Raw genomic sequence first — 15,408 nt, 5'->3', positions numbered from 1 at the left:
CGTCCCATGTTGACTTCCACTTCTACAACAGTGTCGTCCTTCCCAACGCGTCACTTTCGGGGCTCAATCCCTTCAACCAATCGGCTTACGGCCTGCCTGCTTGCTATCTTACGCTTAAAGAAAGATGTTACCACCCTCCCTCCAAAGACTCGCTACCCGGTGGCTGGCTTACCTTCCGGGGCGGGATTCTCACCCGCTGGATGATACGACCTTGCCCGGTCGCACTGTAGGTCTGACCCCCTTGACCCCTGGATTCCCCGATCCGAACTGCCTGTGCGTGTCCGCACGCAGACAGGTCGGGGAATGACGGAACTGGGATGCGAGAAGATAATAATCATGTATTGAACTCATCAACGGTCAAGCATTTCCCGGACCTTCCTCAGAAGGGTATCCGGCGTGGCAGGCTTCAGGACAAGGTCTATGCCGCTTCCGGCCAACTTTTCTCTTTGCAGAATATCCGCCGAATACCCGCTCATGAAAAGGGCCTTGATGCCGGGATTCATCTTTATGATCTCATCATGGGCCTCTTTACCGCTCATCTTCGGCATGATGAGGTCGAACAGTAGAAGGTGGATGCTCTCCTTGTTCTCGGTAAATTTCCTCACAGCGTCTTCACCGTCTACGGCTTCGATGATCGTGTAGCCGAAACGCTTCAGTACGATTCTGTAAAGTTTCCTCAGCGATTCATCGTCCTCTGCAACCAGGATCGTCTCCGAGCCCCCCGCCGGCGGTCCCTCCTCATGCGCTTTTTTATCTTCTTTCACTTCCGACGCGATGGCCGGCAGGTATATTTTAAACGTGGCGCCCTTGCCGGGCTCGCTGTAAACGTTGATGTAACCCCCATGCTGCCTGATGATGCCGTACACCACGGCCAGGCCGAGACCCGTGCCTTTGCCGACCTCTTTGGTTGTGAAGAAGGGCTCGAAGATATGCTGACGCATCTCTTTATCCATGCCGGTACCGGTGTCCGACACGGTCATCATCGCATAACGGCCGGGCCTGCCGAAGCCGTGGAACGCTGTGAAATCTTCGTTCAGATTGATCTGTTCCGTTTGAACGGTAAAAACACCGCCTTTCGGCATGGCGTCACGGGCGTTGGTTGCGAGATTCATCAGCACCTGCTCAAGCTGATGGGGGTCGGCGAGGACCGTTATCGGCCTGTCTTTTAGATTGGTTTGAAATTCAATATCTTCTCCGATGACCTTCTTTAGAAATTTCTCGACCTGACTAACCACGGTGTTCAGATCCACAGGCTTCAGCTCGCTCGCCTGTTTTCTGCTGAAGAGAAGAAGGTCTTGGGTAAGGCGGGCAGCCCGCTCTGCCCCCTCAAGCATGTTTTCGATGTTCACCCGCTGCGGGTCGTCTTTGGCCGTCTGCATAAGGGCCAGATGTCCATAACCGATAACCGCTGTAAGGATATTGTTGAAGTCATGCGCCACGCCCCCCGCAAGCTGTCCGATGGCTTCCATCTTCTGAGCTTGAAGATATTGCGCCTCCAGTTTCCGATGTTCGCTGATGTCCCTGCCGACCTCAATCACATTGATGACGCGTCCGGACTCTTGAATCGGCGCCGTCCTGAGTTCCCATATCCTGCCGTCAGGCGTGGTGACAGTTTCGGAGGCTGGTTTTCCCGTAGAAAAGCTTTTTAGAACAGGACAGGGATGGCATGGCTCCGTCCTGTTGTGCCAAAGGGTGTAGCAGTAAGCGCCGACCAGATCCTCCGGTTTTTTGTTCAGTCCGTCGGCCGCGCCGTTGTTCGCCCAGAGCACCTTGAGATCCGGCGATTGGAGCGTGAGGTTGTCCGGAATGGCATCGAGCAGGGCGTGGAACTGGCCGGAGATTTGTCGGAACTTTGCGTCGCTCTTGCGCAGATCCTCCTCCGCCTTTTGGCGATCTTCTTCCGCTCTCCGGATGGATCGAAAGTAAACCCCGATGCGAAGGACACCCGCCAGCATGAGGCAGGAAATGATGAGGGCGATGAGTTCAGGAAGTTCAAAAGTTATGGCCTTGCCGGCGGCAAGCAGTGAAACAAAGGACACCACACGGCGCCATATCATCAGCACCATGGCCATAGAAAGAAAAATCCACGCAAGCTTTCGGCCTGTTGTACGGATCAGCAGAAGGGCAAACAGGGCCGCTGTGAGTTGCAGTCCGATGGAGAGAAGGAAAAGGATGACTGGAATCAAGAGAACCTCCGGCAGTTATATCCTGATCGGGAAATGTCATTTTGATTTTTGATTCTTTATTTTTAATTTCTATAGCCGTTCAACTTTCTTACGAAAGAACCATTCTTTTCATACCACTAATGCAGACCCTATGTCAACCATGATATTCCCGTGTCAAAGCTGTTGACAAACAGGGATAAACAGGGTAATAGAATCATCTAATTATGCTCGAATAGACCATGCTCTTCATGAAGGGGCGCCGAATATGACCGGGACTCCGGGTATTTTTGTCGGACAGGGGGAAACCCCTTTGTTTTCTTCTTCGATGAGGCGCATCTCTTGTTTAAGGATGCGCCCAAGGCGCTGCTGGAAAAGGTTGAGCAGGTGGTCCGCCTGATCCGGTCCAAAGGGTGTCGGCATCTATTTTGTAACGCAGAACCCTCTGGATATCTCCGTGTGGCGCGGAGCATCGGCAGCCGGATAGGGCGGCAGATCGTGCGCGGGATTCTGGGATCCATCTTCAAGGGGAGATAACAGCGAAGGGGTTTCACGTGCCCGATTCAAACAGGTTCCAATCGCTTGGCCGCAAGCCCCTCCCCTTCTTTCCGGGATGGTGGGCGGCACTGGGTCCCGGCATCATCTGGATGGCACTGGCTCAGGGGAGCGGGGAACTGATCTGGTGGCCGTATATGATTGCCAAATACGGTCTGACCTTTCTCTTCCTTCTCATTCCGGCCTGCCTGCTCCAGTATCCCCTGAATCTGGAGATCGGACGCTATACCCTGCTCACCGGTGAAAGCATCTTCCACGGCTTCATCCGGCTGAACCGGTGGTTCGGTATTTTTCTCTGGATCCTGATGACGCTTTCTTTTCTCTGGTTCGGGGCATTCGCCTCGGCAGGCGGGACCGCCTTGGCGGCGCTCACGCATTTCCCTCATGACTGGAGCCCGAGGGGCCAGACCCTTTTCTGGGGTTATGCCTCCATTGCGGTTTTTTTGACCGCGATTCTTTTCAGCCGCGTGATCTACACCATGATCGAAAACTTCATGAAGGCCGTGGCGCTGATCACGGTCGCGGGACTGATGTGGGCATGCCTTCAGCCGGATGTCTTAAGTGCGGCGCCGGAATTCTTCAAGGGCCTCTTCGGCCCCCCGGGGCCGATCCCCCGGCCCTGGGACAACCGGGATGCCACCAAACTTCTGACGGCCATCACCTTCGCCGGGCTCGGTGGGTTCTGGATCCTCTTTTATTCCTACTGGCTCCGAGACAAGGGGAGCGGCATGGCCTCGCATGCCGGACGGATCACCGGTCCCATCACGGGCAAACCGGAGACCATCACGACCCGGGGGAACCTGCCTGACGATTCCCCTGAAAACATAGTCCGGTGGAAGTCGTGGCAGCGTTTTCTTTCTCTGGACACCCTGATCGGTATCGGAGGGAATCTCTTCACGACCCTCATGACCTGTCTCCTATCCTACGCCCTCCTCTTCCCCAAGGGACTGCTCCCTCAGGATTACGAACTGGCTGTGGTGCAGAGCCGCTTTTTCGAGGTGAGCTGGGGCCCTCTCGGACGCGTGATCTTCCTGATCGTGGCCGCGGCCTTTCTCACCGACACCTGGCTCGCCACCGCGGACGCCGTAAGCCGCATCCAGGCGGATATTGTTTATATCCTTTTTCCAAGGAGCCGGCGTTTTGCCATGCGGCACTGGTATTACATCTTCCTTGGGGTTCTGACGATCATCACGTCGCTCACCATGCTGATCGACGCGCCGGGACCCCTGATCCTGATCAGCGCGGTCATCGGATTCGTCGGCACGGTCATCTTTCCCGCCGCCCTCTACCTTCTAAACTACCGCTGCCTCCTCCCCGGCCTTCCGGCCTGGTCCCGTCCCGGGAAGACATCGCAATGGCTTCTCGCCGTGAGTTTCCTGGCCTACCTCTCTCTGGCCGCGGCCTATCTCTGGGCAACCCTTTTGATCTGATCCGTCAAATGATTTTCCGGATCCGTTCCTCCATCTCACCGTAATGAAATAATCTCTCATATTCCACCATGCCGGCCATGGCCCTTGATCTTACCTTGATGTTCTTTTCTTCAAGAATGGCGACGGGGTTCAGGCCGCCGATGACAATGGCCCCCAATCTTCCCTCCATCACCGGAATTTCCAACAGAGGTTGTCCGGGCCAGCCGATCATCAAGAAGCCTCCCAGTCCCGCTTCCTCGAGTTCGTGCATCAGCGACAGAATACGATCCCGGCTGTCCGACGGCACTTCCCTGAAACCCACCCCGATACGGCCGTTCCCGGTTTCGGTCGCCCCGGAGTAATCGGTCATCCCGCTTCTGATGAATACTTCAAGGGGGTCCAGGCTGGTCCCGTCATATCTGATGATCTCCACAAATCGTGTGGGTTTGTGATCTCGAAGCTCCAGTAAGCCGCCGAAACTGGAGTGGGTGGGAATCCCGTGGGCCAGAAGAACGCCGTTCAGTGTGATGGAACAAACGGTGCCGAGCCCCACCATGTTTTTTGGAATGATGATGTCCCCCACCCGTTCACCGTGCCTGAAAAGGGCCATCATGGCGCCCATGGCATACCCCGCATCAAAGACCCGCTGGATCAGCGGGCAAAGTTGGAGAAGCCGACCGGGATGGAAGAGACTGACATTAACAATGACCGTCCCGCTCTTCTTATGAAGATCGAAACTCATCCGGTAGGTCAACTGATCAATCTTGGCGGTCAGAAAGCCGACCTTGTCAAAGACCCTTGCATCGCCCAATTCCTTGAGGCCCGACTCTGTAATGATCCGGCCTTTTTTGCCGAGGTTTTTGGTCAGGCCTTTACGGTCCATCTCCTTAAAATAATATCGGACCGTCCGCTCGCTGACCTCGTGTCCCATGGCTTGGAGATTCTCAATCAAATTTAAACTGGTGAGCGGTCCTTGTGCTTTCTGCAGGAGCCGCAGAATAGCCAATTCTTTTTTTTCCGTTTTTTCACTCATAAAGAAAAAATACAGGATCCGGCGATTATTTTCAAATAAAAAACGGAAATTTTGCCGCAAACCTTGAGAGACAAAGATCCGGGCATTCTACCCCTTTCCTGTTTGAATCGTTGCAAGAAACTTCCATTAAGGCGAATCGGCATCATATCCAGCCGACAGCCTGCCGGCGAAAGCAACATCCTATCCGGCAAAATTGCCGTTAATGGCCAGGGGGCGAAAAGACGATACGAACCAAGACCTGCCACGTCATAAGGGTTTTTGCAGGCTATTTTTCAGACTTTTTTTATTGACTCTCCTGCAGCTTCCTAATAGTATTGGTAATCCATTGCCGCATAATGCGGGTAAAATTGACGATGCATTTTCCGGTCAGGATACAACCTGAATCAACGGACTTCTTACTCAATCTATTCGATAAGGAGGTGATAGGTTTTATATCAAGAGTCTCTTGCGGCAAGCCGTTTCAATTTCCAACATAGGAGGAGGAACAAAATGAACTTACAACAACCCAATTCCAACGAAGCGACATTAACGTTCAACCGTTCAAAGAGTGTTGCGCCCGTAAGCGGAATCTGCACCCGCTGCATGGACGGATGCCGGGGCAACTGCGAAATTTTCAGGGCCACGTTCCGCGGGCGCGAAGTGATCTATCCCGGCCCCTTCGGAGAAATCACGGCCGGCGGGGACAAGAACTACCCGATTGATTACTCTCATCTTAATATCCACGGCTATGCCCTGGGGGCCAAAGGTCTTCCCAAAGGCGTGAAGGGGAATTCGGATACGGCGCGTTTCCCGGATGTCAACACCGAAACCGAATACGGCTGGACCCAGAAAGTCAAGATGAGCCTTCCCGTGTTCACCGGCGCTCTAGGATCCACGGAGATCGCGAGAAAGAACTGGGAGCACTTTGCCGTGGGCGCCGCACTCTCCGGCGTGACCATCGTCTGCGGGGAGAACGTCTGCGGAATCGACCCCAAACTCGTCCTGGACAAGAACAAAAAAGTGAAAGAAGCGCCGGACATGGACCGCAGGATCGAGGCATACCGGCGCTACCACAAAGGCATGGGTGAGATCCTCATTCAGATGAATGTCGAGGACACACGCCTGGGGGTGGCCGAATACATCATCAACAAGCACGGGATCGAAACCATTGAACTGAAATGGGGACAGGGCGCCAAGTGCATCGGAGGTGAGATCAAGGTCAACTCCCTGGAACGGGCCCTCGAACTCCAGAAGAGAGGCTATATCGTCACGCCTGACCCCTCGGATCCGGTCAACCAGCAGGCCTTCAAGGCCGGCGCCCTCAAGGAATTCGAACGACACAGCCGTATGGGATTTATTGATGAAGACGGATTCTATGCCGAGGCGGCAAGGCTCAGGAAACTGGGATTCAAGAGGATCACCTTGAAGACCGGGGCCTACGGCCTGAGAGAACTGGCCATGGCCATCAAGTGGGGCTCCAAGGCCAAGATTGACCTTTTGACCATAGACGGCGCACCCGGAGGCACGGGCATGAGCCCCTGGAGGATGATGGAGGAATGGGGCATACCGTCTCTCTATCTCCATTCCGCCGCGTATGATTTCGCAAAGATCCTGGACAAGCAGGGGGAGAAGGTCCCGGATCTGGCCTTTGCCGGAGGTTTCAGCTCCGAAGACGGCATCTTCAAGGCGCTGGCTCTCGGCGGCCCCTACACCAAGGCGGTCTGCATGGGCCGGGCATTGATGATCCCGGGTATGGTCGGCAAAAACATCGACAAGTGGATCAAGGAGAAAGACCTGCCCAAGACCGTGAGCGCCTACGGATCCACCGTTGAAGAGATCTTCGTCTGCTACGAAAAGGTCGTGGAGATGGTGGGCAAGGCTGAGATCAAGAAGATCCCGCTCGGCGCCATCGGCATCGTCAGTTTCTCAGACAAGCTCAGGATCGGCCTTCAGCAGATCATGGCCGGCGCACGCTGCTTCAATGTCTCTTCCATCACGAGGAACGACCTCATGTCACTGACCGAAGAGTGCGAGAAGGTCACGGGTATTCCATACGTGATGGATTCGTACCGCAAGGAGGCGCTGAAGATTCTCAAGGGCTGATTGACTTCAACTGAATCCGCATGGGGAGAATGGGACCATCCATCTTCCCCATGCGGATTCATTCCGCCGCCGTCAATTCAAATGGCTGACATTAAAAATATCGGCTCATGCTTTGTCTTCTCAGGAAAAAACAAAATCCGTTTACGTTTTAGAAAAGAGGCCCGAGTTGATTTTCTTTATAATCAGGACGCTCAGCCCGGCATACCCATTTCTTCTCTGCAAACCTCCATCAGAACTTTTTTCAGGAAGAACCACAGCGCCTTCTCCAACAAGAAAGTCGGTATCGTGATTCCCGACCCTACCAGGGATTTCCATTCCAGGGCCATCCTGAAACCCATTGCAGGAGAATTGAAAAAGATCACCGGCGGATTTGAATTCATGATTTCTCTGGGACTTCATCAAAGGCTATCCGGAACCGGCCTCATGGACTTTTTGGGAGAACCCTTGATTAGGGAGAATCAGATCGTTCAGCACTCTCCAAAAGAAGTCATTGCCTTGTCGATCATACATGGAGTCCCCGCCACCCTGAACAGGAGGCTTTTTTCTTATGATGTCATCATCACCGTCGGCGTGGTGGAGCCCCATCTTTATGCAGGGTTCAGCGGCGGCGTCAAATGCCTCGCTATCGGATTGGCGGGTCAGGAAACCATCCTCCATACACATTCGCCGGAATACATTTCACAGAAGGGGGTCAGGGTTTCGAATATCCGTGCCAACCCTTTTCAGCATTTTCTATGGGAGGTCTGCAGAAAACTGGATATCCCGGTCTACTCTTTAAATCTGGTCAACAACCAGCAAAAGGAGATCGCTTTTTACTCGATGGGAGAAGCAAGAAGGTCTTTTACAGAATCTGTAAAGGCTGCAAGAGAGATCTATTCCTATAGAGTCCGGGATCCATTCGATCTGCTGTTCGTGGGTTGCGATTCCCCCAAGGATCGGAGTCTGTACCAGGCCTCGCGTCTTTTTAATTATGTCCTGGAAAAAAAACGCCTGATCAAGAAAGGGGGGATCATCTGTGTTTTCGCCGGCCTCAATGCCCAAGGAGAAAGCCAGGCTGAAAAGAATTTCGAAAGCCTGTTGAAGAAGAGCGGTTTACCGGATGCCTATGGATTCAGGAAACCCGGCGAACACCGCACATACAAAGTCATCGAGGCATCCAGGACCGGACGGTTGTGCTTCATCACGCCTAACATTCCAAAAGGCGGATTTCCCTGTTTGATATTTTTCGGACATTATTTGGATGCGCTGAACTGGGCTCAAGATCAATTTGGAAAGAATTTGAAGGTCGGGGTCATCCCTTCCGGATTTTCCTTTATTCCGTGTCCCTGAGAAACCCGGATGCAGGGAAACGCCTGTTCATGCTTCTCCTGGACCGGATCATAAACTTCCTTAAGATGCCTTCCGGACCTTGCCGGAACGAATGCACCGTGTACAGACGTTCATCTTCCTGACGCTTCCCTGATGAATAGCCCTGACACTCTGGATATTGGGATAAGAAACCTTTTTGGTCTTGTTGTTGGCATGGCTGACATTGTTGCCGGTCAGCCGCCCTTTCCCGCAAATCTCACATTTCCTTGACATGGAATGTCTCCTTTTATATACTCATAAAACCGATTATAATTTGGAAAAATTATCATAGAACCGAAAGGATCGCAAGATAATTTTTCTTCATCAATGAATGGATGGGAGATGTTATGCAAAAAATTACAAAAGATATGTCCTTTATCCAGGCCATTCAGGCCCATCCCAAGGCTGCCGAAGTCCTTGCCAAATATGAGATGGGCTGTATAGGGTGCATGGGGGCTGCAGGCGAGACCATTGAGCAGGGCGCGATAGCTCACGGTGTAGAAATTAATGAATTGATCAAAGAACTCAACAACTTGTTCAAAGATTCTTAAATAATTTCTTTAGGTTTCTTTCTTATGCCGATTCATTCAGAGAAAACCCATACGCTGATGAGCGAGATTCATGAACAGAGTCTTGGACCATTTTCTGATCACAAAAGATCGCACCTCCTCCGACTCCATCCTGTCCCATTCTGTTCGTTACGTTAAAGGGGTTGGCGTCCGCATAGCAGGCCTGATGGCCAAACTCGACATCCATCGCGTGGAAGATCTATTTTTTTTCTTTCCGTACCGGTATGAAGACCGCAGGAATCTCCTTCACATCGCTGAACTCCCTGAAGAGGGTTTTGTCACGGTACAGGGGATGGTCAAAAATGTTGACCTCACCACCACTCCCAGAAAACGGTTTCGTATTCTTCAGATCCTGATCGAGGACCGCTCCGGATGGATGACGGCCAAATGGTTCAATCAGGCCTACCTGAAAAAGGTCTTTCAGACCGGGCAGAAAGTGATCTTAAGCGGTAAGGTGAAACGGGACACCTTCAACCATGCGGTGGAAATGGAAAACCCGGAATACGAGATCCTTCAGGAGGGGGAAGAAGAGACCATACACACCAACCGGATCGTGCCGATTTACCACACCACGGCAGGCCTGACACAGCGCCGTATCCGCACCATTCTTTATGATCTCCTTGCCTCCCATGCCGATGAGATCGAGGAGTCTCTCCCCGAGGAGATCGTCACCGCATACCACCTTCCGAAACAGCGGGAATCGGTGCTCAACCTCCATTTTCCCGGACCGGAAGACTCTGTGGAAAGCTTGAATGCCGGCAGGAGCCGCTATCACAAGAGGATGATCTTTGAGGAGTTTCTCCTCTTTGAGATGCTCCTGGCCATCCACAGGCAGGGGAGAATCCAGGGGGTCCGGGGCATTTCCTTTCAGGTCAACACGAATGCGGAGAAGGACCTGATCCGCAGCCTCTCCTTTCCTTTGACGGCTGCGCAAAAACGCGTCATCCTTGAAATCAAACGCGACATGGGGAGGCCCATACAGATGAGCCGGCTTCTTCAGGGGGACGTCGGGTGCGGTAAAACCGTGGTTGCGGCGGTCACGGCAGGAATAGCCATGGAGAACGGGTATCAGGTGGCGGTCATGGCCCCGACCGAAATCCTGGCGGAACAGCTCTATTTCCACTTTCATGGTTTTTTTGATAGGCTCGGGAAAAAGACCGCGCTTCTTTCGCGTCTGGTCAAAGGCCGGGAAAAAGAAGCCCTCCGTGAAGCGATCCGGCAGGGGAAGATTGACGTGGTGGTGGGAACCCAGGCCCTGATTCAAAAAGAAGTGGTTTTTCGAAAACTCGGGCTGGTCATTATTGATGAACAGCACCGGTTCGGCGTGATCCAGCGTTCCGCGCTCATGCAAAAGGGAGAGGCGCCGGACCTGCTGGTCATGACGGCAACCCCGATCCCCCGTTCCCTCTCCTTGACGGTATACGGGGATCTGGATTGCTCGGTGATCGACGAAATGCCATCAGGACGTTCTCCCGTAAAAACGGAAATCGTCCGGGGCAGAGAAAGGCAGAGAGTCTACAGGCATATAGACCGGGAGATCCGGGAAGGACGCCAGGCCTTCATTATCTACCCGTTGGTTGAGGAGACTGAGAAAAGTGATCTTGCCGCCGCCAAGGAGATGTCGGAACATCTTGCACGGGAGATCTTCCCTCACCGTATCGTCGGTCTGCTTCACGGCAGGATGCGCCCCGAAGAAAAAGAGAAGATCATGGAGGCCTTCAAGCGGAAAGAAGTCCAGATCCTGGTCGCCACAACCGTTGTGGAGGTGGGCATCGACGTCCCGAATGCCACCATCATGGTGATCGAACACGCCGAGAGGTTCGGTCTGGCGCAGCTCCACCAGCTCAGGGGGAGAGTGGGACGGGCCGGATATGCATCCTTCTGCTATCTTGTGGCGCAAGGACGGATGACTGAAGAGGCGTCAAGAAGGCTTTCGATCATGGCAAAAACCTCGAACGGTTTTGAGATCGCAGAGGAAGATCTTTCCATCCGGGGTCCCGGGGAGTTTTTCGGCAAGAGGCAGTCGGGCATGCCGGATATGAGGATCGGAAATATCGTACGGGACATCCGGATTCTGGAGGCCGCCCGTCAAGAAGCATTCTCACGGATCCAGCGGGATCCTTTGCTTCATGAGCCCGGGAACCAGCGTATGATCTCGGAGATTCGGAGACGTTACGCAGAGAAGACTGAACTGATTCGCGTGGGATAAAAATGAAACCGGACTCTCCATCCAAGACTCATTCCGAGCTGCCCGCCTGCCGGCATGAGGACCGCCTGAAGTCCCTGTTGGATCTGTCGGCCCTGAACCATACCGACATGGACCCGTCAAGGATCCGTAAGGCATTTTTATATCTGGAGCATCATACCCCCGCCGCGAAAGAGGATCCATACCCTGCCGGCATTGAAGACGCCTTGGAGACCGCGAAGATCCTCGCGGAACTTAACGCGGACGAAGATACCATCATTGCGGCTCTGATTGAAAACCTGACCATGCAGGGATACCGCACCGACGATCATATCCGGGAACAGTTCGGAGATGAAACAGCCAGGCTGGTGAGAAATGTGGCCCGTACCAGTCAGATCCGGTTCAAAAAGCGCATCGAAGAGCAGGCTGAAAATTTTCGAAAAATGATCCTGTCCATGGCCCAGGATCTCCGGGTGGTTCTGCTGAACCTGGCCAAACGCCTCCAGTTGATGAGGAACATCCATGGTTTTGATGCGGCCGTACAGTGCGACATCGCCCAGGAGTCCCTTGATATCTATGCCCCTCTTGCCAACCGTCTCGGTATTGCTCGGGTCAAAAGTGAAATGGAGGACCTCTGTCTGGAGGTTCTTCACCCTTCCATATATAAAGAGCTTGAAGAACGTGTGCCGCAAAACCGGAAAGAACGGAGCGCCTACATCGAGAAGGTGATCGACATGGTCAAAAAGGAGATGGCGGCCCAGGGGATCCCCGGAGTGGTTGAGGGACGTCCCAAGCATTTCTACAGCATTTACCAGAAGATCTTAAAACGCGGCCTCTCCTTTGATGAACTTTTTGACTTGACCGCCCTTAGGATCATCACCGACACCAGCAGCCGATGCTATGCCATTCTGGGGATGATCCATTCCCTCTGGAAACCGATCCCGGGCCGGTTCAAGGACTATATCGGCGTCCCCAAATCGAATATGTACCAATCCCTTCATACCACAGTCATGGGCCCTGACGGACAGAAAGTGGAATTTCAGATCAGGACCCAGGAGATGCATTGGATCGCCGAGACCGGAATCGCCGCGCACTGGAAGTATAAAGAGGGAATCAAGACTTCTCTCTCAACAGAGCAGAAGTTTGCCTGGCTGAGACAGCTTCTGGAATGGCAGCAGGAACTGAAGAGCCCGCGTGAATTCATGGAGAGTGTCAAGACCGACCTTTTCGAGGAATCGGTCTATGTCTTTACGCCTACCGGAGACATCAAGGAACTTCCCAGCGGGTCCACGCCCCTGGACTTCGCCTACAGCATCCACTCCGATATCGGGAACCGCTGTACCGGCGCCAAGGTGAATAACCGGATGGTCCCCCTGAAGACTGCCTTAAAAACCGGCGATACGGTCTCGATCCTCACGTCGAAAAATCAAGCCCCCAGTAAGGACTGGCTGAAGATCGTAAAAACCACCAAAGCAAGGAACCGTATCAGCCACTTTCTGACAGAGGAAGAACAGAAACGGAGCCACGATCTCGGGCGCGAAATCCTGGAAAGGGAGGCCCGGAAACACGGACTCACGCTCTCCAAGATCCTGAAGTCCGGTGAGATCCAGGCGGCGGCTTCTGATTTCGGATTTTCTCATTGGGACAAGATGATCACTGCCGTGGGTTTCGGCAAAATCTCCGCGAAACAGGTCTTGAACCGTTTCCTCCCCCAGGAGGGTCTCGAACCCATCCCCGTCAAACCCCGTAAGGCCGGCAAAATGCTGATTGACGGGATCAAGGTCCATGGCATCGGGGATATCCTGATTCATTTCTCCAAGTGCTGCAACCCGGTCCCCGGCGATGAAATCATCGGCTTCATTACCAGGGGCAGCGGGGTATCCATCCACAGAATGAATTGTTCCAACGTCGGGGGCGGCGCCGTTCACTCCGACCGTATCGTGGAGGTGGAGTGGGAGATCAAGGAGGAAAGAATTCATCCGGTTCGAATATCGGTCCTGACCACCAACCGTCCCGGAATACTCGCCAATATCAGCGCAAGGATTTCTTCCGAGAACATCAATATCAGCGCAGCCGATATCCGCACGCAAAAAGACGGCCGTTCCCTCTGCATCTTCGAGTTGGAGATCCGGAACAGGCAGGATCTGGACAGGATCATGCATGCCATCTCCCAGATCAAGGAAGTCATTGATGTGAAACGGTTGACCGGATCGTGAGTGGAATAGATGGTTATAAAAAAATACAAAGTCCTGGCCGTAGATGACGAAGAAAACGTCCTCGGGCTCGTCAATTTTGTTCTGAACCGGTCCGGATATGACTGTATCACGACGAGTTCCGGGCTCGATGCATTGAAACTCATCGAACAGGGACCGCCCGACCTTCTGATCCTGGATTCCAACATGCCGGAGATCACCGGATTGGAGATCTGCGACCGGATCAAGAAGAACATATTCCTCTCCAGGATTCCGATCCTGATGCTCTCCGGCAAGGCGAGCGTGGAAGACAGGGTTCACGGCCTGGATGCCGGGGCCGACGATTACCTCTGCAAACCCTTTGACAACAGGGAACTGGTTGCAAGGGTCCAGGCATTGATCCGCCATACGGTCCGGGAAGCCGATAGAAACCCCACCACCAACCTGCCGGGGAACGCTGCGGTGGAGAGAGAGATTTTAAGGAGACTCGAGCAAGAAGAGCCCTTTGCCATCTGTTACCCGGACCTGGACAACTTCAAGGCCTATGCCGACACCTATGGATTCGATTCGGCCAACAAAGTCATCCAGATGGCCGGACGGATCATCGCCGGTGTCGTTATTCTGGAAGGGGGAGAAGGCGATTTTATCGGTCACATCGGCGGAGACGATTTCCTCGTCATCACCCGTCCTGAACGTGCGGAAGTCATCTGTCAGAAGATCATACGCGAGTTTGATGAAAAGATCCGGTCTCATTATCAACCCAAACATCTCGAACGCGGCGGTTTTACGGCGGCTGACCGCTCCGGGAAGAAAAAGAAGTTCCCCATCATGACCATTTCCATCGCTGTGGTTATCAACGAAAAAAAATCCTTTCAAAATCTTTCAGAGATCGGCCACAAGGTCGCCCAAGTCAAAAAGAAGGTTAAAAGTATGGAAGGAAGTCATTACAAAATTTACAGAGGCTGATATGTCAAAGGTTTTTATCAATGGAGAGTTCTTTCCGGAAGAGGAAGCCAGAATTTCGGTCTTCGATCATGGTTTTCTTTATGGGGACGGTATCTTTGAAACCCTTCGTTCCTACTCCGGCCGCATCTTCAGGATCATGGATCACCTCGACCGGCTGTTTGAGTCGGCCCGCAGGATCCGCCTCACCATGTCATGGGACCGTCCGGCCCTGAGAGCCGTCCTTAAGGAATGCCTTAACGCCAATGAATGCGGGGACGCGGTTCTCCGCCTTTCCATCTCCAGGGGGGTTGGACCGGCGGGCCTGGACCCGGATCTGTGCAAAGGGCCCACCATGACCGTGCTGACTCGGCCTTTTTCCGGCTACCCGGAAAAGATGGTTGAGAAGGGGATACCTATCGCGTGGGTCCATATCAGAAAAAACCTCCCGGAGGCGCTCGATCCGGGCATCAAGTCCACAAATTTTCTGAACAACATCCTGGCTAAGATCGAGGCCAAAAAATCCGGGGCGGATGAAGGAATCCTCCTCAACCATGACGGATTTCTTGCCGAGGGGAGTGTCAGCAACATCTTTTTTGTAAAAGATCGGATCCTTTTTACCCCCGCACTGTCCGCCGGGATACTCGATGGAATCTCAAGAAAAGTGGTCCTGGAAATTGCCGCAACAAAAGGGATCCCCGTGGAAGAAGGTCTCTTCCCCTCTGAAAAGCTCGACACCGCAGATGAGATTTTTCTGACCAACACCACCTATGAGGTCATGCCGGTCAGCCGGATTAACCAAAAAAAACTGGGGGTCGGGCCGATCACCCGGCAGATCCGATATGCCTTTCAGACCCTGACCGGCGGATCAGAAACCTCTGAACGGGCTTGAAACCATGAAGAAGGGCTTAACCCATTGCCGCATATCAACT

General features: G+C 53.3%; 12 protein-coding genes. 9 read left to right on the top strand and 3 right to left on the bottom strand.

All coding sequences use genetic code 11. The features are described 5' to 3' along the window. Positions 1-350: 350 nt before the first annotated feature. Positions 351-2,186 carry a hypothetical protein gene (locus AUK29_02595; GenBank protein ID OIP65535.1) on the bottom strand — a complete coding sequence of 612 codons (1,836 nt, stop codon included), beginning with the start codon at positions 2,184-2,186 and terminating at the stop codon, positions 351-353. Positions 2,187-2,504: 318 nt separating this feature from the next. On the opposite strand from AUK29_02595, the gene AUK29_02590 reads away from it, so the two are divergent. Beyond that, entirely contained in the window at positions 2,505-2,699 is a 195-nt protein-coding gene (locus AUK29_02590) for a hypothetical protein (protein ID OIP65534.1), read from the top strand. A 110-nt stretch (positions 2,700-2,809) separates the two neighbouring features. After that, positions 2,810-4,147, top strand: coding sequence for a hypothetical protein (locus AUK29_02585; GenBank protein ID OIP65539.1), 1,338 nt, complete (start codon positions 2,810-2,812; stop codon positions 4,145-4,147). Between the two features lie 4 nt (positions 4,148-4,151). On the opposite strand, the gene AUK29_02580 is transcribed toward AUK29_02585, so the two are convergent. After that, positions 4,152-5,159 (bottom strand): hypothetical protein, encoded by a 1,008-nt coding sequence (locus tag AUK29_02580; protein OIP65538.1) that lies wholly within the window; start codon positions 5,157-5,159, stop codon positions 4,152-4,154. A 489-nt stretch (positions 5,160-5,648) separates the two neighbouring features. On the opposite strand from AUK29_02580, the gene AUK29_02575 reads away from it, so the two are divergent. Further along, entirely contained in the window at positions 5,649-7,241 is a 1,593-nt protein-coding gene (locus AUK29_02575; GenBank protein ID OIP65533.1) for an FMN-binding glutamate synthase family protein, read from the top strand. An 81-nt stretch (positions 7,242-7,322) separates the two neighbouring features. After that, a complete protein-coding gene (locus tag AUK29_02570) occupies positions 7,323-8,570 on the top strand; it encodes a hypothetical protein (GenBank protein OIP65532.1) in 1,248 nt (415 codons plus the stop codon). 60 nt (positions 8,571-8,630) lie between these two features. On the opposite strand, the gene AUK29_02565 is transcribed toward AUK29_02570, so the two are convergent. Continuing rightward, positions 8,631-8,822 (bottom strand): 50S ribosomal protein L28, encoded by a 192-nt coding sequence (locus tag AUK29_02565; protein OIP65531.1) that lies wholly within the window; start codon positions 8,820-8,822, stop codon positions 8,631-8,633. 101 nt (positions 8,823-8,923) lie between these two features. On the opposite strand from AUK29_02565, the gene AUK29_02560 reads away from it, so the two are divergent. The 5 genes from AUK29_02560 to AUK29_02540 all read left to right on the top strand — a co-directional run bounded on the left by AUK29_02560 (position 8,924) and on the right by AUK29_02540 (position 15,368). After that, complete coding sequence (locus AUK29_02560; protein ID OIP65530.1) at positions 8,924-9,139, top strand: disulfide oxidoreductase; 216 nt, start codon at positions 8,924-8,926, stop codon at positions 9,137-9,139. A 70-nt stretch (positions 9,140-9,209) separates the two neighbouring features. Beyond that, positions 9,210-11,366, top strand: coding sequence for an ATP-dependent DNA helicase RecG (locus AUK29_02555; protein OIP65529.1), 2,157 nt, complete (start codon positions 9,210-9,212; stop codon positions 11,364-11,366). A 2-nt stretch (positions 11,367-11,368) separates the two neighbouring features. After that, on the top strand, positions 11,369-13,558 hold the full coding sequence (locus tag AUK29_02550; protein ID OIP65528.1) for a hypothetical protein: 2,190 nt from the start codon (positions 11,369-11,371) through the stop codon (positions 13,556-13,558). 15 nt (positions 13,559-13,573) lie between these two features. Further along, positions 13,574-14,500 carry a hypothetical protein gene (locus AUK29_02545; protein ID OIP65537.1) on the top strand — a complete coding sequence of 309 codons (927 nt, stop codon included), beginning with the start codon at positions 13,574-13,576 and terminating at the stop codon, positions 14,498-14,500. A gap of 1 nt (position 14,501) precedes the next feature. Further along, complete coding sequence (locus tag AUK29_02540; GenBank protein OIP65527.1) at positions 14,502-15,368, top strand: hypothetical protein; 867 nt, start codon at positions 14,502-14,504, stop codon at positions 15,366-15,368. Positions 15,369-15,408 lie beyond the last annotated feature (40 nt).

Source organism: Nitrospirae bacterium CG2_30_53_67, assembly GCA_001873285.1.
Taxonomy (GTDB): Bacteria; CG2-30-53-67; CG2-30-53-67; order CG2-30-53-67; family CG2-30-53-67; genus CG2-30-53-67.
This window is presented reverse-complemented; position numbering and strand designations above follow the sequence as displayed.